Source organism: Streptomyces sp. NBC_00876, assembly GCF_045207435.1.
Classification (GTDB): domain Bacteria; phylum Actinomycetota; class Actinomycetes; order Streptomycetales; family Streptomycetaceae; genus Streptomyces.
This window is the reverse complement of record NZ_CP108800.1, coordinates 5,806,986-5,827,659: the sequence shown is the minus strand read 5'-3', so window position 1 is coordinate 5,827,659 and position 20,674 is coordinate 5,806,986. Positions and strand designations below refer to the sequence as shown.

Below are 20,674 nucleotides of genomic sequence, written 5' to 3'. Positions count from 1 at the left end.
GTATGACCCCTGCCGCAGCCGCGCCGCCCAGCCGTGCGTACCGAAGGCTCAGCGTCGAGGAGCGGCGTACCCAGCTCCTCGGTGCGGCGCTCACCCTCTTCGCCCACCGGGCCCCCGACGAGGTCTCGCTCGACGAGGTGGCGACGGTGGCCGGGGTGTCCCGCCCGCTGGTCTACCGCTACTTCCCGGGCGGACGGCAGCAGTTGTACGAGGCGGCCCTGCGGTCTGCCGCCGAGCAGCTGAAGCTGTGCTTCGCCGAACCGGCCGTGGGACCGCCCACGGAGCGGGTGACGCGCGTCCTGGAGCGCTATCTCGCCTTCGTCGACGAGCACGACGCCGGCTTCAGCGCGCTGCTGCGCGGCGGCAGCGTCGCCGAGACGTCCCGTACGACCACGATCGTCGACGAGGTACGGCGGGCGGCGGCCGAGCAGATACTCACGCATCTGGGCCGGGGCGCGGACAGCGCTCCCGCGCCCCGGCTGCGGATGATGGTGCGCACCTGGATCGCGGCGGTCGAGGCGGCCTCGCTGATCTGGCTGGACGAGGGCAAGCAGCCGGCCGCGACCGAACTGCGCGACTGGCTGGTCGACCAGTTCATCGGCATGCTCGCCGTCACCGCGGCCACGGACCCGGAGACGGCTTCCGCGGTGGCCGGACTGCTGCCCCTGGAGACCGCGGCCGGCCCGGCCGGCCGGCTGGCGGACCGGCTGACGCCGCTGATCGGCGCGGCGGCCCATCTGCTGCCGCCGGACCCATCGGTCAGACTGGAGCGGTGAGAAGCGAGAACACCCCCTTCACGGGCGGGCCGCTGGACGGACGGGTCCTGCCCGTCCTCGTCGGCGCGACCGGCCACCCGCCCAAGTGGTACGAGGTCCCGGTCCCGGACAAGGACGGCGGGCCGGCCACCGTGTACGCGTACCGCAGGGTCCCGGCCGGGCACACCAGACGGCTGGGAATCCAGCGGGGCTGGGTGTACGAGTACGCCCCCACGGGCCGTGAACGCCACAGCCCCAAGTGGCCCTGGTCCAAGCCCGGCTGACACCGCCCGGCCGGAATGGGGCGCGGACGGCCCCTCGGTCTAAGATCGACGGTCTGGTCCGAGGGACGGTCACAAGGGGGTGCGCCATGGAGGCGCTGCGTCAGGACGATCCACGCCGCTTCGGCCCGTACACCGTGGTGGTGAGGTTCCGTGAGACGGCCGCCGCGGTGCAGTACCTCGCGTACGGAACGGCTCCGGACGACCTCGTCGTCATCACGGCCGCCCGGCCCGCGCTCGCCGCGCTGCCCGCCTTCCGGCGCCGCTTCCAGGCGGAGGCGCACACCGCGGAGCGGCTGGCCGGCGGCTGGGTGGCGAAGCGGCTCGACACCCGCGCGGACGGCCCGGACGACGAACGCCCGTGGACGGCCGCGGCGTACGTACCGGCGCTGACGCTCGCCGAGGCGATCGACATCGCCGGTCCGCTGCCGGAGCGGGCCGTGCGGATACTGGGCGCGGGCATCGCCGAAACCCTCTCCCGGGTGCACGCCACCGGGGCCGTGCTCCAGGGGCTCGCCCCCAGGACGGTGCTGCTGGCCGAGGACGGGCCCCGGCTCACCGCGTTCGGCCCGCTGGGCGCGGCGGCCGAGGCCGAGGCCCGGCCGGGCGGACGGCTCTCCGTACGGCTCGGCTACCTGACCCCGGAGCAGGTAGCGGGCGAGGAGGCCGGGCCTGCTTCCGATCTCTTCGTGCTCGGCCTGCTGCTCGCCTACGCGGCGACGGGGAGCACCCCGCTGGCGGACGGACCCGCGGACAAGGCCGCCGAACGCATCGCCACGGCCGATCCCGGGCTCGACGCCGTCCCGGACGCGTTGCGCGAACTGGTCGCCCGTTGCCTGGCGAAGGACCCGGCCGACCGCCCCGGCTCGGGCGCGGTGGCCGCCGAACTGGCGCTGGAGGGTGCGGCCGGACTCGCGAAGGGCGGCTGGCTGCCGGACCGGCTGACGGCAGCCGTGGCCGACCAGGGCGCACGGGCCCGGATGCTGGCAGCCGCGCCGCCGGAGTTCTGGGAGCCGGAGGTGCCGGACGTTCAGGATGCCGTGGTACCCGTCACGGACGCCGTACCGCAGCACACGGCGACGCCCGGACAGCAGGTGGAGGCCCCCGTCCCCGCCGGTGCGTCCGGACCGCCCGCGCCCGCCCGCGACACCCGGACCACGCAGCTCGGGATCATCGACCCCCACGCCCCGCGGCCCGACCGGGCGACGACCCAGCTCACGGTGGCGCCCGAGCACTCCGGTCCCCCGGCGGGCCTGCCCGCCGCACCGATGAACCCGCAGCCGCTGCCCGTACCCGTACCTGCGGCGCCGCTGCCCGTGCCCGGACCCGCTGCACAGCTTTCCGCGTCCGCCCCGCCCGCCGCGGCGGGCCGCCGGACGCTGCTGATCGGGGCCGCCGCCGCGGCCGCGGGGCTGCTGGTCGGGGGCGGTGCGGTGCTCGCGCTCGGGTCCGGCGACGAGGCGAAGCCCTCGGACGACGGCAAGCCCGCCCCGAGCCCCAGCCGGCCCACGGTCGCCGGGCTGCCCCCGCAGCCGCGCTGGATCTACACCCATCCGGCGGCCGAGCCGTCCCCCCTCACCGCGGCCGTCTGGAACGACCGGCTCCTGGTGCTGACCGACGAGACGCATGCGTCCGCCGTCGATCTGCGCACCGGCCGCCGGATCTGGGAGAGCCCGGACGCCGCCAACGGCCAGGCCGCCGTGGCGGCCGGCAAGGACCTCTGCTTCATCGCCGGCCCGTCCGAGTTCCTGTGGCTCTCGGCGAAGGACGGCAAGGTCGCCCACCGGGTGGCGTACGCCGACGGGTTCGACGGCGCCCCGCACCTGTCGGTGCGGCGGCTCGTCGGCACGTCGGAAGGTGTCATCTGGTTCACCGGCTCGCACGAGGTCACCGTGAAGGCCCCCAAGCCCAAGAAGGGCAAGAAGCGCGGCAAGGACAAGCAGGTCGTCAAGTCCTACCTGTTCGGGTACGACATCGTGGAGCACAAGGAGCTGTGGCGGACGTCCGTGCCCACCGGCCGCGGCCCGGTCGCGCCCGTGTACCGGCTGACCGCGGTCCGGCCGGACTCCGTCGTCGTACGGCAGGACCATCTGACGCTCACCCCGGCCGATGTGAAGGCCGCCAAGGGCAAGGCCCTCTTCCGCAGTTTCGACCGGGAGACCGGAAAGCTCCAGTGGACCGAGAAGTTCGGCACGGTGGCCCCCGAGGCGGCGGCCACGGGCGATGCGGACGGACTGCTGTTCGCGGCGGTCGGCGACGACCTCCGGGCCTTCGAGACACCCGGCGGCAAGCCGAAGTGGACGCTGAACGGCACCCGCGGATCCGTCTTCGGCCCGTCGGCCGAGTCCGACGAACTGCTCTGCACGACCAACCGCAACCAGGAAGTGGGCGTGGTCGACCGGGAGACCGGACGGCTGCGCTGGCGGCGGTCGACGGAGGCGGCGCCCAACGGCACCCCGCCCGCGATCACGGTCAGCGGCACGGGCGGCACGCTGCTCGTGGCGGGCCCGGCACAGACCACGGCCTTCGCGACGGCCGACGGGCGGCGGCTGTGGAAGTTCCAGGACATCGGGGCCCAGGACCCGAAGGGCGCGACGGTCACCGCCGGGTACCAGGTGCTGGCCTCCGGGGAGACCGCGGTCGTCCGGCGCGACCACGTCTTCTACGCGTTCCCGGTCGACTGACCCGCCGGGCGGCCGCGCCCGTGGCGCGGCCGCCCCGCCGCCTTTCGGGGGAACCCGCCCGCCGCCACGCCCCGGGGTTCTTGCATCACCCGAAGTGGAGTGAACGTATGGAGGAAATGCGCTCACTTATGGGGTAGTCCCACGATTCGCCCCGTTACCGGAGGTGATGTCGTGCCGGGCAGGCTCTCCCGCTCGCTGTGCACGGCGGCCCTGGCCGCCGTCGTCACCGCCGCTCCGGCTGCCGCGGCGGCCCCCGTGACCGGCCCCTCGGATCCCGCCGCCCCGGCCGCCGGCCCCGAGGCGGCCAAGGGCGGCGTCGCCGCGCTGCTGACCCGGCTCCAGACGCTGTACCAGCAGACGGAGGAGGCCACCGAGACGTACAACGGCACGGCGGCCGAGCTCAAGGCGCGGACCGCGGAGGCGAAGCGGCTCGACGCCGCGCTCGTCACCGCACGGCTCTCGCTGTCCCACAGCCGTGACGACGCGGGCCGGCTGGCCCGCGAGCAGTACCAGGGCCGCTCCGACCTCTCCGCGTACCTGCGTCTGCTGCTGATGCGCGATCCCGAGTACGCGCTGGACCAGGGACAGGTCGTCCAGCGGCTGGCCGCCGGGCGGGTGGCGACCGTCCAGCGGCTGACCGGCGCCGAGAAGCGGGCCGGCGAGCTGGCGAGGAAGTCCCGCGAGGTGCTGGACAAGCAGCAGGTCCTGGCCGCGCGGCAGAAGAAGGAACGCGACGCGGTACGGGCGAGGCTGAACAAGGTCGAGGCGCTGCTCGCCACCCTCTCCGCCGACCAGGTCGCCGACGTCTCCCGCCTGGAGGAGAAGGGCACGGCCGAGGCCCAGGACACGCTGGTCGCGTCGGGCGCGCTGTCCTCGGCCCGGCCCGCGACGGCAGAGGGCGGCGAGGCGGTCCGGTACGCGATCGAGCAGATCGGCAAGCCGTACGTGTGGGGCGCACAGGGGCCGGGCTCGTTCGACTGCTCCGGACTCACCTCCCAGGCCTGGGCGAGCGCCGGCCGCACCATTCCGCGGACCTCGCAGGAACAGTGGCGGCAGCTGCGGCGGATCCCGGTGAGCGCGCTGCGCCCCGGGGACCTGGTGATCTACTTCCCGAAGGCGACCCATGTGGCGCTGTACATCGGCAACGGCCTGGTGGTGCAGGCGCCGCGGCCGGGATCGCACGTGAAGGTCTCACCGGTGGCGTCGAATCCGCTGCTGGGCGCCGTCCGGCCCGATCCCGGGAGCGCGCCGCTGAGCACGTACCGGCCGCCGGAGCTCCCCCAGGGGGCTTCCGGGGGCTCGGACGAGGGGTACAGCGACTCCTCGGCACCCGCCGCGTAACCACTCCTGCCGTGTAACTCCTGCCCAGAGACGCACCGGCCGGGCCGGACTCCGCCGGATGTTGCGGCGGGGCCCGGCCCGGCCGGTGCGTCTCCGGGGTACGCGGTGCTCAGGCGGCCTGACCGGTGACCGAGGCGAGGTACGCGTTCGTCTTCTCGGGCTCGAAGAAGAAGTTGTCGAAGTCCGCCGGGTCGTTGAACCCGTTGGCGAAGCGGTCGGCGACCGGCTGGAGCTGACCGGCGGCGCCGATCAGGTTCAGCACGTGCTCCGGCGGAGCGCCGAGCATGGCGTTCGTCCACCTCGTGACGTGCTGGGCGGTGTCCCAGTAGCGGTCGAAGGTGGCCTGCATCCACGCCTCGTCGAACGCGCGGTCGCCGTGCTCGATGATCGACTCGAGGTAGGCGTTCGCGCACTTGGAGGCGGAGTTGGAGCCCTGGCCGGTGATCGGGTCGTTGGCGACGACGACGTCCGCGACACCGAGCACCAGACCGCCGCCGGGCAGCCGGCCGACCGGCTTGCGGACGGTCGGGGCGTAACGGCCCGCGAGGGTGCCGTTGGCGTCGGTCAGTTCGACCTTGGTGGCACGCGCGTACTCCCACGGCGTGAACCGCTCCATGAGCTCCAGCGTCTTGGCGAGGTGCTCCGAGGGGTCCTTGATGCCCTGGAAGGCGTCGAGCGGCCCGCCCGGGACGCCCTCCCAGAACAGGATGTCGGCGCGGCCCGACGTGGTCAGTGTCGGCATCACGAAGAGCTCGCCGACGCCCGGGACCAGGTTGCAGCGGACCGCGTCGAAGTCGGGGTGCTCCGGGCGCGGGCCCATGCCGTGGACGTACGCGACGGCCAGGGCGCGCTGCGGGGCGTCGAACGGCGAACGGGACGCGTCCCGGCCGAACATCGAGACGAGCTCGCCCTTGCCGGCCGAGACCATCACCAGGTCGTAGGTGCGGGAGAAGTAGTCCAGGTCCGAGACGGCCGCACCGTGGATGACGAGCTGTCCGCCGCGCTGGGCGAAGGTCTCCATCCAGCCGGCCATCTTCACGCGCTGGTCCACGGACTGGGCGAAGCCGTCCAGCTTGCCGACCCAGTCGATGGCGCGCGAGGAGTCGGGCGCGGCGACCGAGACGCCGAGGCCCTCGATGCGCGGGGCCTGGGACTCCCAGAAGTTGAGCTGGTAGTCCCGCTCGTGCTGGAGCGCCGTGTGGAACATGCACTGCGTCGACATGACCCGGCCGGAGCGGATCTCGTCGGCCGTGCGGTTGGACATGAGGGTGACTTCGTAGCCCCTGGACTGCAGTCCGAGGGCGAGCTGGAGCCCGGACTGGCCGGCTCCGACTATGAGTATCTTCCGCATCGCGGCTCTCCGTTGGGTATGACGTGCTGGTTATGCCGGGGTGGCGTCGAGGGCGTGGCCCACCAGGGCCAGCAGCGACTCGACGACGGTGATCCTGTTACGCGCGTCCATGATCACAACAGGCACGTGCGGGGGGACGGTCAGGGCCTCCCGGACGTCCTCGGCCTCGAACCCGGGTGTTCCCTCGAAGTGGTTGACGGCCACGATGTACGGCAGCCCGCAGCTCTCGAAGTAGTCGAGGGCGGGGAAGCAGTCGGCGAGCCGGCGGGTGTCGGCCATCACGACGGCGCCGATCGCGCCGCGCACCAGGTCGTCCCACATGAACCAGAAGCGCTGCTGGCCCGGTGTGCCGAAGACGTACAGCACCAGATCGTCGTCGAGCGTGAGCCGGCCGAAGTCCATGGCGACGGTCGTGGTGACCTTGTCCGGCGTCGCGCTGAGGTCGTCGGTCTCCTCGCTGGCCTGGGTCATCATCGCTTCGGTCTTCAGCGGGGTGATCTCGGAGACCGAGCCCACGAAGGTGGTCTTGCCCACGCCGAAGCCGCCCGCGACCACTATCTTCGTGGCGATCGGGGCCCTGGTGTGGTCCAGCTGCCAGGCCTGGAGCGCTTCGTCGGCCTGGTCCTTCGGCCCCGGCTGGCGCGGGGCGAACAGCGGCGACTCAGAGACGACGGAGTCCATTGAGCACCCTTTCGAGCAGTGCGCGGTCGGGCTGGCCGGTGCCGTGACCGGTTCCGTACACGCGGATCTTTCCCTGGTCGGCCAAGTCGCTGAGCAGCACCCTGACCACGCCGAGCGGCATCTTCAGCAGTGCCGAGATCTCCGCGACGGTACGCATCCGGCGGCAGATCTCGACGATGGCCTGGAGCTCCGGCATGACGCGCGAGGCCAGGTTGCCGTTGGTCAGCTCGCGGCGTTCGTCGGGGGCTTCGAGCGCAGCGACGAAGGTCTCGACGAGCAGCACGTGGCCGAAGCGGGTACGGCCGCCGGTGAGCGAGTACGGGCGCACCCGCGCGGGCCGTTTGTCGGCCCCGCGCACGGGGAGCCTGCGGGCGGGTTCAGCAGCGGGGGTCACAGGTCGCTCTCCATCGATTTGCGCAGCTCACTGCGGAGTTCGGGGGTGAGTACGTGTCCGGCACGGCCGACGAAGAGCGCCATGTGGTAGGCGATGACGCTCATGTCGCAGTCGGGTGTGGCGTGCACACCGAGCAGCGATCCGTCGCTGATCGACATGACGAAGACACTGCCCTCGTCCATGGCGACCATGGTCTGTTTGACGCCTCCGCCGTCCATCAGCTTCGCGGCACCGACGGTGAGGCTGCCGATGCCCGAGACGATGGTCGCCAGATCGGCGCTGGAGCCCCGGGGGCCGTCCTGCCGGCCTGGCGCCTGGGTGCTCTGGTGGCCGGGGTCGGAGGAGAGCAGCATCAGCCCGTCGGACGAGACGACGGTGACCGAGTGGACCCCTGGCACCTCCTCCACCAGATTGCTCAGCAACCAGTGAAGGTTCCGGGCCTCGGTGCTCAGCCCGAATGTGCTGGGCGCAGTCAACTGCGTGCCTCCTCGACTGTGTCCCCCGTCTCTCCGGTTCGACCGGCGCTCCGGTCGGCCGGCTCAGCGTGCTCGGTACGTGTGGTGCCTGTGGCCGGGACGGTGGCCTCGGCGATCTCCGCCTCGACGTCCCTGCGTCCGTTCTTCGCGCCCTGGTGGAAGCCGCCGAGCCGGCGGCGCAGGGCCTCCTTGTCCACGCCGCCCTTGCGCTCGGTGGTGGGGGCCGCCGCGGGCTTGACGACCTTGGGGGTGCGCTTGGGCAGCCCCTTGCCGGTGACCCGCTCGGGCTCCGGGTGGCGGGGTCCCGGCAGGGCGTCGGCCACGGGGGCCGGGAACGCCGCGGGGGCGGGCTCCGGCGCGGGCGGCGCCGGGGCGGTGTGCGGCTGCGGGCCCTCGTCGGTGGCGCGCTCGTGACGGTCGGGGCCGATGGCGTAGGGGCCGGCGGCGGTCGCGGAACCCGGGCCGTCCCCGAACACGGGGGCTTGTGTGAACTCGGGTACGTCGTCGAATTCGGGCACCCGCGGGAGCCGGACCTGCATCGTGGTCTCGGCCTCGGTCTCCGCCGGCCGCGAGGCCTCCGGCAGGCGCGAAGTCTCCGGGTGCTGCGCAGTCTCCGGGTGCTGCGGGCCCTGCGCGGCCGGCGAGGCCGCCGGCTCGGGCGCGACGGGGGGTGCGTGGTCGGGGACGACCGGGGCGCGCTCCTCCACCGGGGGGACGGGCTCCGGGGCGGGTGCGGGGACGGCCGCCGCGCCGGCCTCGGCGATCGTCTGCTCGGCCGCCGCGATCAGCGGGTCACCGGGCAGGGCGAGGGTGCGGCTCGGCAGCGCGTTGGAGTTGGCCTCGGCGACCGAGCCGGGGAGGTTCAGCGTGGGTGCGTCGCCGGGGGCCGTGACCGGCGGCGGTGTCGCGGCCGGGGGCGCCGTCGGCAGCAGCGCCTGGGGCAGCACGACGACCGCGGTCACCCCGCTGCCCTTCTGCTCCCGCAGCTGGACCCGTACGCCGTGGCGCGCGGCCAGCAGCGAGGTCACCTGGAGACCGAGTCCGGCGCCGTCCGCGCTCTGTTCACCGGCCTCGAAGAGCGACGGGTCGCCGAGGCGGGTGTTGAGCTCGCCCATCCGTACGGACGACATGCCGATGCCCTCGTCCTGCACGGAGAGCATCACCTCGCCGGTCTCCAGCAGCCAGCCGGAGAGCTGGACATGGGAGTCGGGCGGGGAGAACGAGGTGGCGTTCTCCAGGAGTTCGGCGATGAGGTGGCTGAGGTCGTCGGCGGCGAAGCCGGCGATCTGGGCGTGCGGCGGCAGGGACTGGATGGTGACCCGCTCGTACCGCTCGATCTCGCTGACGGCCGCACGCAGGACGTCGACCAGCGGGATCGGTCCCGGGTGTGCGTGTCCGTGCTCGGCGCCCGCGAGGACCAGCATGTTCTCGCTGTGGCGGCGCATGACGGTGGCCATGTGGTCGAGCTTGAAGAGGGTGCCGAGCCGCTCCGGGTCCTGCTCGCGCTCCTCCAGGGACTCGATGACGCCGAGCTGGCGCTCGACGAGGCCGAGGGTGCGCAGCGAGAGGTTGACGAAGGTGTGGTGGACGGTGTTCTTCAGCTTCTCCAGCTGGGCCGTCAGATCGGCCGTGCGGACCTGGAGCTCGGCGCGCTGGAGGGTGAGGGCCTCGCGGCCTGCGATCAGTTCGGCGCGCTCGGTCTCCAGGCTCTCGAACCGCCCGTTGAAGTCGTGCAGCAGGCCGTGCAACTGGCCGTGCAGGGCGTTGATGGAGCGGACGACCTGGGCGAACTCGTCGTTGCGGCCGGTGTAGCGGACCGGTTCGGCGGTGGCGGGTTCGGCCGCGAGCCGGGCGGCGCCGATCCGCAGCACGGCGAGCGGCTGGGTGAGGGTGCGGGCCACGGCGGTGGAGACGCCGACGGCGACGAGCAGACAGCCGCCGAGCAGCGCGATCCGCAGCTCGAGCGCCGTGACGTCGTCGTCGCGCAGCTGTCCGAGGCGCTGGACCTGGGCGGTGCCGAGCGCGGACTCGACACTGCGCATCCGGTCGACGCGGGCGGAGAGGGCCGCCCCGACCTTCTTGCTGCTGACCTTCTGGTCGGAGTCGGAGAGTTCGGGGCGGTCGGTGAGCTCGGCGAGGTACTTCTCCGCGCTGTTGACCTCGGGGCCGGTGACGGTGGACGCGAGTTTGTCGCGGGCCGTGGTGCCGGCGGCCTGGTCGAAGTCGGCGAGCGCGGAGAGCTCACCGACCCGGGCCTGCTGCGCGGCGGCGCTCAGCTCGTCGCGGGTGCGGTCGTCCTTGGTCTCGCCCTCGTCCTGGGTCTGGACGGGCAGTCCGGTGAACGGGTCAATCTGCGGGGCCGCCGGCTCCTTGCGGGGCACGGCGAGCGCGGCGAGCAGCAGCCCGCGGGCCGCTGCGGCCTGTTCGGTGGCGCGGCCGAGCGCGAGCGGGGTGCGGGTCGCCTCGGCGGCGCGCGGCGGGGTGTTCTCCGCGAGTTCGTCGGCGAGGTGGTGGAGCTTGGAGATGACCTCGGAGTAGGCCTGGTGGGCCTCCAGCGCCGAGCCCTTGCCGCTGACGGCGTCCCGGCGCAGCGAGGGGATGGTGGAGAGGTCGCGGCGCAGGTCGGCGGGGGCCGCGTCCCTGATCTCGTCCACCTGCTGGTCGACGCGGGCGCTGCGGCTCCCCGAGGCGCTGCTCGCCGTGCCTGGCTCGCCCTTGCGGCCGGCGGCGATGAACGCGGTGACCTCGTCGCGCTCGTCGGCCAGGGAGTGGGCGAGTGCGACGGCCTGCTGGTTCAGCTCCGCGAGGGTGACCAGCCGCTGCGAATCGGTCAGGTCGGAGGAGGCGCCGAGGGCCGCCGGAGCTCCCGCGGCTATGACCGTGATCCCGACGACGGCCACACCCGCGACCAGCCGCCTGCGTACGCGTACGGTGCGTCCGCCCTCGGCCGGCGCCGACGGCGCCTCCCCGGAACCGCTGTTACTGCCGCCCTTGCTCCGAGGCCGCTTCTTCTGCACCGGTGCTCGCAATCTTGACTCGTCCGCCCTTGAAGCAGAGGTGACGCACGGTCACGTGAACGAGCGCCCCGACCCCTGGTACGGCTTCTGACCATTCCAGTGCTTTTGAGAGGGGGGCGCGCATCAACCACTCCGCCACTCGAACGAGTGAACATCACTCCGGAGTTGACGAACAAGTCTCCCCCCGGCAGCCGGATGCCACACATGGGCGCCTGGCTGGAACTTCCGCGCAGGCTTTGGCAGGATGCCCGCCCGCACCCTCAGCGGAGTGATTCCTTCCGCTCGATTCGCCCTGTTGACCTGCTGGTACGGGCCAATTCCGGACAGTGCAGGCCCGGTGAAGGCATCGTGCAGACTGACTGAATGCGTATCGAACTCGCCACCGGTCCCGGAGTTCCCGAGCGTCCGAACGAGGACTGGGCGGCCACGGTCCTGCCCGCCTCCGGTCGGGGCGGGGGGCTCGTACTGCTCGACGGAGTGACACCGCCGAAGGGGGACGACGGTTGTGTGCACTCGGTTCCCTGGTTCACCGCACGGCTGGGCGGCGCACTGGTCGAACTGTCGGGTTCGAGGCGGGATCTGACCCTTCGGGAGATCCTGGCGGAGTCCATCCGGCGCACCGCCGACACACACCGCCCCCTGTGTGACCTTTCTCACGTACGTACACCCCAGGCAACCGTCGTCCTGGTGCGCTGGGACACGGAGGAGGTCGAACACCTCGTGCTGTCCGACTCGGTGCTGCTGTTCGAGTCGCCGGACGGCGGCGTCCGTGCCCTGCTGGACGACCGGATCGACCGGCTGCCGCCTGACTCCCTCGCCTCCGAAGCGATCGCCGATGCCCGGGTACGGAACAAGGAAGGCGGCTTCTTCACCGCCGCCGCCGATCCGGCCGTGGCGGCCCGGGCGGTCACCGGGCGGACGCCGCGCGCCGAGGTGCGGGCGATCGCCGCGCTGACGGACGGGGCGAGCCGCTGGACCGAGATGTTCGGCGAGGGCGACTGGACGGCCTGCCTCGGGGTGCTCCGCAAGGAGGGCCCCCAGGGGCTGATCGACCGCGTCCGGGCCCTGGAGGACGCGGACACGGACCGTACGCACCTGCGGCGGAGCAAGACGCACGACGACGCGACAGCGGTGTACGCGGAGCTGTGAGGCGGCGGGCGGGAAGCCGTGCGCGCCCGCCCCGCCCCGCCGCTCCCCGTCAGCCCTCGGCGACGGCGTTCAAGTGGTGCAGCAGCCGGGCCAGTTCCGCCACCTCGGCCCGGTCCCAGTCGGCGAGCTTGCGCACATAGCGGTCGCGGCGTGCGTCGCGGACGCTCCGGAAGCGGGCGAGGCCCTCGTCGGTGAGATGGACGAGGAAGGCCCGGCCGTCGGCCGGATCGGGCTCGCGCGCCACCAGTCCGAGCGCTTCCAGGGCGCGCAGTTGACGGCTCATGGTGGCCTTGCCGACCCCGAAGTACGAGGCGAGGTCCGTGGCCCGCTGCTGCCCCGCCGATTCGAGGCGTACGAAGAGTCCGTAGGCGGCCGCCTCCAGCTCGGGGTGCACCTCACGCGCCATCTCGCCGGAGTTCGCCCGCGCGCGACGCAGGAAGACAGCCAACTCCACTTCCAGGGCGAGGAATTCGTGGTCCACACCACTTCCCCCGATTGCGCCGGGTTCACTCCCGCTTTCGCTCCCGTGCACGTCAACACCCCTCATGAGCTTTCCTGCCGCTGAAAGTTTCTTTCACCGCTGGTCATCGCCCCAGCTCCGCCAGTATTTCGCAGGAGTAGACCAACGGCACAGCCCAGGCCCCCTTCCGCCGCACGGGTCTACGTGCGTAGCGTCATGTATGGCATGTTCACACCATGGCATGTCACCAGGGGTGTGTCCGCCGCGCCCCCGGGTCAGCAGATCCCCCCCACTGAGGCCTCGGAGGCACGCAATGCCCGTGCACAGATCCGGCTCCACATCAGCCCGCCGCTCGCGCTTCGCAGCGGCGGGAACTCTGCTCGCAGCCCTCTCCCTCCTCATCGCCCTCCCCGGCGCCGCCGGTGCCACCGGCGGAGACCCCACCAAGCCCGCCCGCGGTTCGGCCACCATGGGCATGGGCGTCGTCGCCCACGACGGCCAGGGCGGACTGCCGGTCGACACCCGCGCCGTCCAGACCGAAGGCGTGGACGTCAGCGGCCACCAGAACGCCGTGAACTGGTCGGCACTCTGGAGCAGCGGCGTCAAGTGGGCCTACGTCAAGGCCTCGGAAGGCACGTACTACACGAACGAGGACTTCACCCAGCAGTACAACGGCTCGTACAACATCGGCATGATCCGCGGCTCGTACCACTTCGCCACCCCGGACACGACGAGCGGCGCCGTCCAGGCCAACTACTTCGTGGACCACGGCGGCGGCTGGTCCAGGGACGGCAGGACCCTGCCGGGCGTGCTCGACATCGAGTGGAACCCGTACGGCGCCGCGTGCTACGGGAAGACCGCGGCCGGAATGGTCGCCTGGATCCGTGACTTCGTGAACACCTACAAGGCGCGCACCGGACGCGACGCGGTCATCTACACCGCGACCAGCTGGTGGCAGTCCTGCACCGGCAACAACGCCGGTTTCGCCACGACGAACCCGCTCTGGGTCGCCCGCTACGACACCACGGTCGGCGCGCTCCCGGCCGGCTGGGGCTTCTACACGATCTGGCAGTACACCTCGTCCGGGCCCACGGTGGGCGACCACAACCGCTTCAACGGAGCCCTCGACCGCGTACAGGCGCTGGCCAACGGTTAGGCCGCGTTGAAAGTCCCGGCCGGCAGCCGCCCGGCCCGCACCTCCCCCGACAGAGCCCGGTGACGCACCCAGTCGCCGGGCTCTGCCCGTTCGACGCACCCCGGCCGGGCTCCGCGCAACCCTCAGGCAACTCTCGGGCGGTCACCCCCACCCCGCTATGCACCGCATGTATACACGGTCTGTATAGTCCGTGCAGACCGCACACACCGTGCGTCGTTCAGCGTTCAGTGACGAGGGAGTGGCCCGCCTTGCCCAGTAAGAGGAAGTCGATCGGTACGGGGTTGGCCGTCACCCTCGTGACAGCGCTCACACTGACGCTGAGCGGCTGCTCGATGGCGACCACGGCTCCCGGCTCGGCCCGCGCCGACGCCGGTTCGGACGCCAAGGGCTCATTCGGCCCGGTGGACTGCCGCAAGGCCAAGTGCATCGCCCTGACCTTCGACGCCGGTCCGGCCGAGGATACTCCGCATCTGCTGGACATCCTCAAGAAGGAGAAGGTACACGCGACCTTCTTCCTGCTGGGCAAGAACCACGTCAAGAAGCACCCCGACACCGTCCGCCGCATCGAGGCGGAGGGGCACGAGGTGGCCAACCACACCTGGTCGCACGAGATCCTGACGGACAAGAAGCCGGCCGAGATACGGGCCGAGCTGGAGAAGACGCAGAACGCGATCGAGGCGATCACGGGCAAGAAGCCGCGGCTGATGCGCCCGCCGCAGGGGCGCACGGACGACACCGTCTCCGCGATCAGCAAGGACCTGGGGCTGTCCCAGATCCTGTGGAGCGCCACCGCCAAGGACTACTCGACGACCGACTCCGCGCTGATAGAGAAGCGGATAGTCGACCAGGCGAGCAAGGACGGCATCATCCTGCTGCACGACATCTACAAGGGCTCGGTGCCCGCGGTGCCGGGCATCATCCACACGCTGAAGAAGCGCGGCTACACCTTCGTGACGGTGCCTCAGCTGATGGCACCCGCCCAGCCGGTCCCGGGCACCATCTACCGCCCGTAGGACCTCAGGTACGCGAAACGGCCCGCCTCCCCGTGAGGGAGACGGGCCGTCCGTACCGGCCGTGTCCGCAGTGCCACGTCCGTCACGCCGTGACGGCTACGCCGCGGCCGGGATCCTCCGCTCCGCCGGGGCCGTGGCCGGGGCGAGGGCGATCTCCAGGACCTGGCGCACGTCCGTGACCGGGTGGACCTCCAGCGTGTCCAGCACCTCGGCGGGGACGTCGTCCAGGTCGGGCTCGTTGCGCTTGGGGATCACCACGGTGGTGATGCCGGCCCGGTGCGCGGCGAGCAGCTTCTGCTTCAGGCCGCCGATCGGCAGGACCCGCCCGGTCAGCGAGACCTCACCGGTCATCGCCACATCCGTCCGGACCAGCCGCCCGGAGAGCAGCGAGGCCAGCGCCGTGGTCATGGTGATGCCGGCGCTCGGACCGTCCTTGGGCACCGCACCCGCCGGGAAGTGGATGTGCGCACCGCGGTCCTTGAGGTCCGCGACCGGCAGTTCCAGCTCCGCACCGTGCGACCGAAGGAAGCTCAGCGCGATCTGCGCGGACTCCTTCATGACGTCACCGAGCTGACCGGTGAGGGTCAGTCCGGACGCCCCGGTCTCCGGATCGGCGAGCGACGCCTCCACGAAGAGCACGTCACCGCCCGCTCCGGTCACCGCGAGCCCGGTGGCCACGCCCGGCACCGCGGTGCGGCGCTCGGCCGGGTCCTGGGCGGACTCGGGGACGTGGTGCGGGCGCCCGATGAGGCCGCGCAGGTCCTCGTCGGTCACCGTGAACGGGAGCTCACGGTCACCCAGTTCGTGCTGGGCCGCGACCTTGCGCAGCAGCCGTGCGACGGCCCGCTCCAGGTTCCGTACACCGGCCTCCCGTGTGTACTCGCCGGCCAGCTTGCGCAGCGCCGTCTCGTCGAGGGTGACCTCGTCCTTCTCCAGACCGGCCCGCTCCAGCTGGCGCGGGAGCAGGTGGTCGCGGGCGATGACGACCTTCTCGTCCTCGGTGTAGCCGTCGAGCCTGACCAGCTCCATCCGGTCGAGCAGGGCCTCCGGGATCGCTTCCAGGACGTTGGCGGTGGCCAGGAAGACCACGTCGCTGAGGTCGAGTTCGACCTCCAGGTAGTGGTCGCGGAAGGTGTGGTTCTGTGCCGGGTCGAGCACTTCGAGCAGGGCCGCGGCGGGGTCGCCCCGGAAGTCGGATCCGACCTTGTCGATCTCGTCGAGCAGGACGACCGGGTTCATCGAACCGGCCTCCTTGATGGCGCGGACGATGCGCCCGGGAAGCGCTCCGACGTAGGTACGCCGGTGGCCGCGGATCTCCGCCTCGTCCCGGACACCGCCGAGCGCGACGCGGACGAACTTGCGCCCCATGGCGTGCGCGACGGATTCCCCGAGCGAGGTTTTTCCGACCCCCGGAGGGCCGACGAGCGCCAGCACGGCGCCGCCGCGCCGGCCTCCGACCACACCCAGTCCGCGGTCGGCACGCCGCTTGCGCACCGCCAGGTACTCGGTGATGCGCTCCTTCACGTCCTGGAGGCCCGCGTGCTCGGCGTCGAGGATCTCCTGGGCGCCCTTGATGTCGTACGCGTCCTCGGTCCGCTCGGCCCAGGGGAGTTCCAGGACGGTGTCCAGCCAGGTCCGGATCCAGGAGCCCTCGGGGCTCTGGTCGGAGGAGCGCTCCAGCTTGTCGACCTCCTTGAGCGCGGCCTCGCGGACGTGCCCGGGAAGGTCGGCGGCCTCGACGCGCGCCCGGTAGTCGTCGGACTCGTCCTCCGGGTCACCGTTGAGTCCGGAGAGCTCCTTGCGTACGGCGTCGAGCTGGCGCCGCAGCAGGAACTCGCGCTGCTGCTTGTCGACGCCCTCCTGGACGTCCTTGGCGATGGACTCGGCGACGTCCTGCTCGGCGAGGTGTTCACCGAGCCACTGGATGGCGAGCTTCAGCCGGGCGACCGCGTCGGCGGTCTCCAGCAGCTGCACCTTCTGGGCGGTGGTGAGGAAGGGCGAGTATCCGGAGTTGTCGGCGAGCGCGGAGATGTCCTCGATCTGCTGGACCCGGTCCACGACCTGCCAGGCGCCGCGCTTCTTCAGCCAGCTGGTGGCGAGTGCCTTGTACTCCTTGACCAGCTCGGCGGCGGCTCCGGGGAGCGGCTCGGGGACGGAGACGTCGACCCGGGTCCCTTCCACCCAGAGCGCGGCGCCGGGTCCACTGGTCCCGGCCCCGATCCTGACCCGTCCGCGACCGCGGATGAGCGCGCCGGGGTCGCCGTCGGACAGCCGCCCGACCTGCTCGACGGTCCCGATGACGCCGATCCCGGTGTAGGTCCCGTCGATGCGCGGAACGAGCAGCACCTCGGGCTTGCCGCCGCCTTCGCGGACTGCGGCCTGAGCGGCCTCGACGGCGGCCCGTACCTCGTTGTCGGACAGGTCCAGCGGCACCACCATTCCGGGCAGCACGACCTCGTCGTCGAGCGGCAGCACAGGCAGGGTGAGCGGTGTGACCGCATCGGACTCGGTAGTCATGATCTCCCCTTCGGCAGTCAAGTTGAGCTATGAAGACTCAATGCTTGTGAGCCGCTCAATGTTCCCCAGGGTGCGTTCGCTGTGAGCGATCAGGATGCGACGGGGGCTACGGCTGCCGCTGTGCGCCCTGTGTGCAACGCCGGGCACGGCCGTCGTAGTCCCCGCACCCGGCCTCTTCGCACGTGCGCGAGATCCCGGCCCGGCCTCTTCGCACGTGCGCGAGATCCCGCGAAATGCCGTGGAGGAGCCGGGCGGCAGCGGACAGGATGGCGCCATGACCGATTCCGTACCTCCCTCGCATGCCCTGATCGTCGTGGACGTCCAGAAGGCGGGGGTGAGCGGGGACAGGGCCGTGCCCGGCGCGGCCGGGCTGCTGGAGCGGACCGCGGACCTGATCGCGCGGGCGCGCAGAAGCGGCGCACTTGTCGTCCACCTCCAGAACGACGGCGCGCCCGGCACGGGCGACGAGCCCCACACCCCGGGGTGGGCGCTGCACCTTCCCGTCCAGGCGGGTCCGACCGAGTTCGTGATCCGTAAGACCAGGGACGACGGCTTCGCCGGTACGCGCCTGGGGGATCTGCTGGGCGAAGCCGGCGCCGAGTCGCTCACCGTCTGCGGAGTGATGTCGGAGATGTGCGTCCAGGCGACGGCGCGCACGGCCCTGGCCCTGGGCTACCGGGTCGTTCTCCCGTACGACGCCCACGGGACGCAGGACATCCCGGCGGCTCCCGGCATCAGCGAGGCTGTCCCGGCCGCCGTGGTGTCCCGGGTCGCCGCATGGGCCATCAGCGCGGATGCCGACGTCACCGCTCCGGCAGCGGCCGTGACGTTCACGGCGCCGAGGTCCCGGGTGCGCTGAGCCCGGGGGCGCTGAGCCCGGGGGCGGGAACGAGGCGGCCGATCCCGGGGGCCGCACGGCCGCGCGGTCGGTCGACCTGTCCCCGGACAAGGCGGCCGGGGCCGGAAAAAGTGCTTGCGCCGCCTCGTACGCTCCTTGCTGTGACCGAATCCTCCTTCACCGGCCCCTCCGGGACGGACATCGCCGGCCTTCTCGCGGCTTACGACGAGAACATGCGCGGCGCACCCCCGAATCCGCCCGCGGGCGTCCACCACGAGTGGGACGGCGAGCTGCTGCGCGTCGTCGGCCAGTTCCGCGGGTTCGTGACCACGCCCCGGGACGTGGGCGTGCGCGGAGCCGAGCTCGACCTGCTGATCGCCCGGCAGCGCGACCACTTCGCCCGGCGCGGCGAGGCCGTGGAGTGGAAGACCCGCGGCCACGACCTGCCGGAAGACCTCACCGACCGGCTGCGCGCCGCGGGCTTCGTCCCCGAGGAGCAGGAGACGATCCTCATCGGCCGCGCCGACGAGATGGCCGCGGACCCGGTACTGCCGGACGGCGTGACGCTCCGGCGGGTCACCGGGGAAGCCGATATGCGGCGTATCGCCGTCATGGAGTCGGACGTCTGGGGCGAGGACTGGGGCTGGCTGGGCGACGACCTGATCGCCCGGGTCGCCACCGCTCCGGACGAGATCGCGGTGTACGTCGCCGAGGCCGGGGGCGAGGTCGTCTCCGCGGCCTGGCTGGTCTTCCGTACGGGGACGGAGTTCGCCGGGCTGTGGGGCGGCTCGACCCTGGCCGCGTGGCGGGGCCGCGGGATCTACCGCGCCCTGGTCGCCGCCCGCGCGAAGCTGGCCGTCGCCCGTGGCACCCGCTATCTGCAGGTCGACGCCTCCGACGACAGCGCCCCGATCCTGAGCCGGCTGGGCTTCCACGCCGTGACCACCACCACGCCGTACGTCTGGGCCCCGCCCCGGACCTGACCGGCCGCAGCACCGCCCCCTGACCGGGCGGATGTGCCGTACGTGAACCGGCCGGGGTCCGGCCTCCGATAGAGGAGGTGTGAGCCACCTGCGCCCTTCGGGGGACGACCGGAACGACGAGGCGCTGCTGCGTGCCGTCGCGCACGGGGACACGACGGCCCTGGCCGCGCTCTACGACCGGCATGCCGGCTGGCTGCTGGCCCGGCTGAACCGCCGCTGCCCGGACGCAGAGACCGTACGGGAGGTGCTGCAGGACACCTTCGTGACGGTCTGGCGCTCCGCCGGTTCGCACCGGGGCGCCGAGGCAGGCGGCTGGCTCTGGGTGATCGCCGCCCGTCGGCTGGTCGACGCGCAGCGGACCCGGGCCCGCACGGAGCGCATCGCGCAGGCCGGGCACGCGGGCGGCGCCGGGTGGGCCGAGGCCGTGCCGTCCGCCGAGGACCGGGTCCTGGCCGGACTGGAGTACGGCGATGTGGGTGCCGCGCTCGACCGGATCTCGCCGGAACTCCGGGAGGTCCTGCGCGCGACGGTCATCGACGGGCTGACCACCAGGGAGGCCGCCCGGCTCCTCGGCATACCCGAGGGGACGGTCAAGACCCGGGCGCTGCGGGCACGGCGCGAGCTGCGGGCCGCGCTGGACCGGCTGGTTGTGGAGAACGGTCCACTGGGAGGCACGGCATGACGGCCTGGCACGTGGGAGACGGACTGGCCGGGCGGTACGCGGCGGGCACGGCCGCCGAGACGGACGCCTGGTCCCTGGAGAAGCACGTCGAGGCCTGTACACCGTGCGCGGCCCGGGTGTCGGCGGCAGTGCGTGAACAGGGGGACGCGCTGCCGCTGCTGGAGGGGGTTCGCACGGCGGTGCTCGCGGCTGCGGCTGCGGGTGCGGAGCCGGTACGGGCCCGGCGGCGGGGGCGCCCGTGGTCACCGGCACCGGGGCCGGCGACCCGGCTCGGGCGGGTGCTGTGGGCCGCCGGGCCCGCCCTGCGCGGGGCGTGGACGCTGGCGCTGCTGCTGGTCGCGCTCGGGGCCGTCGCCCTGGCGTACGGCGGCGGTCTCGGCGGTGTGACGCGCCCGCTGCTCCTCGTCGTCGCGCCGGTGCTGCCGCTGGCCGGGGTCGGTGTCTCCTACGGGCGCTCCGCCGACCCGATGCACGAGATCGTCGCCACGACTCCGGGCGGCGGGCTGCGGCTGCTGCTGATCAGGACCGCCGCGGTACTCGCGGTGACCGTCCCCGTGCTCACCCTCGCCTGGGCGGTGCTGCCCGGGTCGGCCGGCGGTCCGGGGGCCGTGGCGTGGCTGCTGCCGGGGCTGGCCATGACGCTGGCGGCGCTGGCGCTGAGCAGTTTCGTGGGCTGCCGCGCCGGTGCCTGGTCCGTCGCCGTGTGCTGGGCCGCGGCCGTCGCCGTACCGGCCGCCGGAACGTCGCCTTCCCCGGTCGCCGACGCGGCTCAGTCGGCCGCCCGCTACTTCGCCGGGCCCGCCGCACAGAGCGGCTGGGCAGCGGCGGCCGCGCTCTGCGCCGGGCTCCTGGCCCTGCGCCGCAGATCCTTCGACCATCTGGAGACGTCATGAGCG

General features: G+C 72.6%; 18 protein-coding genes. 11 read left to right on the top strand and 7 right to left on the bottom strand.

The window, feature by feature from the left end; genetic code table 11:
- Positions 1–2: 2 nt before the first annotated feature.
- The 4 genes from OG782_RS25805 (at position 3) to OG782_RS25790 (ending at position 5,061) form a co-directional block, all read left to right on the top strand.
- Positions 3–776: a TetR/AcrR family transcriptional regulator gene (locus tag OG782_RS25805; RefSeq protein ID WP_406454794.1), complete on the top strand. Its 774-nt coding sequence runs from the start codon at positions 3–5 to the stop codon at positions 774–776.
- A complete protein-coding gene (locus OG782_RS25800; RefSeq protein ID WP_406454792.1) occupies positions 773–1,039 on the top strand; it encodes a hypothetical protein in 267 nt (88 codons plus the stop codon). The genes OG782_RS25805 and OG782_RS25800 overlap by 4 nt, the downstream gene beginning before the upstream one ends.
- An 86-nt stretch (positions 1,040–1,125) precedes the next feature.
- Positions 1,126–3,720: a PQQ-binding-like beta-propeller repeat protein gene (locus OG782_RS25795; RefSeq protein ID WP_406454790.1), complete on the top strand. Its 2,595-nt coding sequence runs from the start codon at positions 1,126–1,128 to the stop codon at positions 3,718–3,720.
- Between the two features lie 171 nt (positions 3,721–3,891).
- Complete coding sequence (locus OG782_RS25790; RefSeq protein ID WP_406454788.1) at positions 3,892–5,061, top strand: NlpC/P60 family protein; 1,170 nt, start codon at positions 3,892–3,894, stop codon at positions 5,059–5,061.
- Between the two features lie 109 nt (positions 5,062–5,170).
- Here OG782_RS25790 and OG782_RS25785 read toward each other — a convergent pair whose 3' ends face one another.
- The 5 genes from OG782_RS25785 to OG782_RS25765 are packed head-to-tail and all read right to left on the bottom strand — an operon-like array spanning position 5,171 to position 10,980.
- Positions 5,171–6,412, bottom strand: coding sequence for a styrene monooxygenase/indole monooxygenase family protein (locus tag OG782_RS25785; RefSeq protein WP_406454786.1), 1,242 nt, complete (start codon positions 6,410–6,412; stop codon positions 5,171–5,173).
- Between the two features lie 30 nt (positions 6,413–6,442).
- Positions 6,443–7,093 (bottom strand): GTP-binding protein, encoded by a 651-nt coding sequence (locus OG782_RS25780; RefSeq protein ID WP_406454784.1) that lies wholly within the window; start codon positions 7,091–7,093, stop codon positions 6,443–6,445.
- On the bottom strand, positions 7,074–7,487 hold the full coding sequence (locus OG782_RS25775; protein WP_350990661.1) for a DUF742 domain-containing protein: 414 nt from the start codon (positions 7,485–7,487) through the stop codon (positions 7,074–7,076). The genes OG782_RS25780 and OG782_RS25775 overlap by 20 nt, the downstream gene beginning before the upstream one ends.
- Complete coding sequence (locus OG782_RS25770) at positions 7,484–7,963, bottom strand: roadblock/LC7 domain-containing protein (RefSeq protein WP_406454782.1); 480 nt, start codon at positions 7,961–7,963, stop codon at positions 7,484–7,486. The genes OG782_RS25775 and OG782_RS25770 overlap by 4 nt, the downstream gene beginning before the upstream one ends.
- Positions 7,960–10,980: a nitrate- and nitrite sensing domain-containing protein gene (locus tag OG782_RS25765; protein ID WP_406454780.1), complete on the bottom strand. Its 3,021-nt coding sequence runs from the start codon at positions 10,978–10,980 to the stop codon at positions 7,960–7,962. The genes OG782_RS25770 and OG782_RS25765 overlap by 4 nt, the downstream gene beginning before the upstream one ends.
- Positions 10,981–11,343: 363 nt before the next feature.
- On the opposite strand from OG782_RS25765, the gene OG782_RS25760 reads away from it, so the two are divergent.
- A complete protein-coding gene (locus OG782_RS25760) occupies positions 11,344–12,129 on the top strand; it encodes a hypothetical protein (protein WP_406454778.1) in 786 nt (261 codons plus the stop codon).
- A gap of 49 nt (positions 12,130–12,178) precedes the next feature.
- Here OG782_RS25760 and OG782_RS25755 read toward each other — a convergent pair whose 3' ends face one another.
- Positions 12,179–12,676 carry a MarR family winged helix-turn-helix transcriptional regulator gene (locus OG782_RS25755; RefSeq protein WP_406454776.1) on the bottom strand — a complete coding sequence of 166 codons (498 nt, stop codon included), beginning with the start codon at positions 12,674–12,676 and terminating at the stop codon, positions 12,179–12,181.
- Positions 12,677–12,902: 226 nt separating this feature from the next.
- Between OG782_RS25755 and OG782_RS25750 the strand changes: the two genes are divergently transcribed.
- Together OG782_RS25750 and OG782_RS25745 are read left to right on the top strand one after the other, a co-directional pair.
- Positions 12,903–13,745, top strand: coding sequence for a lysozyme (locus tag OG782_RS25750; RefSeq protein ID WP_406454774.1), 843 nt, complete (start codon positions 12,903–12,905; stop codon positions 13,743–13,745).
- A 332-nt stretch (positions 13,746–14,077) separates the two neighbouring features.
- Complete coding sequence (locus OG782_RS25745; protein WP_406459279.1) at positions 14,078–14,758, top strand: polysaccharide deacetylase family protein; 681 nt, start codon at positions 14,078–14,080, stop codon at positions 14,756–14,758.
- A 96-nt stretch (positions 14,759–14,854) separates the two neighbouring features.
- On the opposite strand, the gene lon is transcribed toward OG782_RS25745, so the two are convergent.
- Positions 14,855–17,275: an endopeptidase La gene (gene lon, locus OG782_RS25740; RefSeq protein WP_406454772.1), complete on the bottom strand. Its 2,421-nt coding sequence runs from the start codon at positions 17,273–17,275 to the stop codon at positions 14,855–14,857.
- Positions 17,276–17,549: 274 nt separating this feature from the next.
- Between lon and OG782_RS25735 the strand changes: the two genes are divergently transcribed.
- From OG782_RS25735 to OG782_RS25720, 4 genes are all read left to right on the top strand, one after another.
- A complete protein-coding gene (locus OG782_RS25735; protein ID WP_406454770.1) occupies positions 17,550–18,134 on the top strand; it encodes an isochorismatase family protein in 585 nt (194 codons plus the stop codon).
- 212 nt (positions 18,135–18,346) lie between these two features.
- Positions 18,347–19,096: a GNAT family N-acetyltransferase gene (locus tag OG782_RS25730; RefSeq protein WP_406459277.1), complete on the top strand. Its 750-nt coding sequence runs from the start codon at positions 18,347–18,349 to the stop codon at positions 19,094–19,096.
- Positions 19,097–19,175: 79 nt separating this feature from the next.
- Entirely contained in the window at positions 19,176–19,778 is a 603-nt protein-coding gene (locus OG782_RS25725; RefSeq protein WP_406454768.1) for an RNA polymerase sigma factor, read from the top strand.
- Positions 19,775–20,671: a hypothetical protein gene (locus OG782_RS25720; protein ID WP_406454766.1), complete on the top strand. Its 897-nt coding sequence runs from the start codon at positions 19,775–19,777 to the stop codon at positions 20,669–20,671. Before OG782_RS25725 ends, OG782_RS25720 begins: the two co-directional genes overlap by 4 nt.
- Positions 20,672–20,674: the final 3 nt, after the last annotated feature.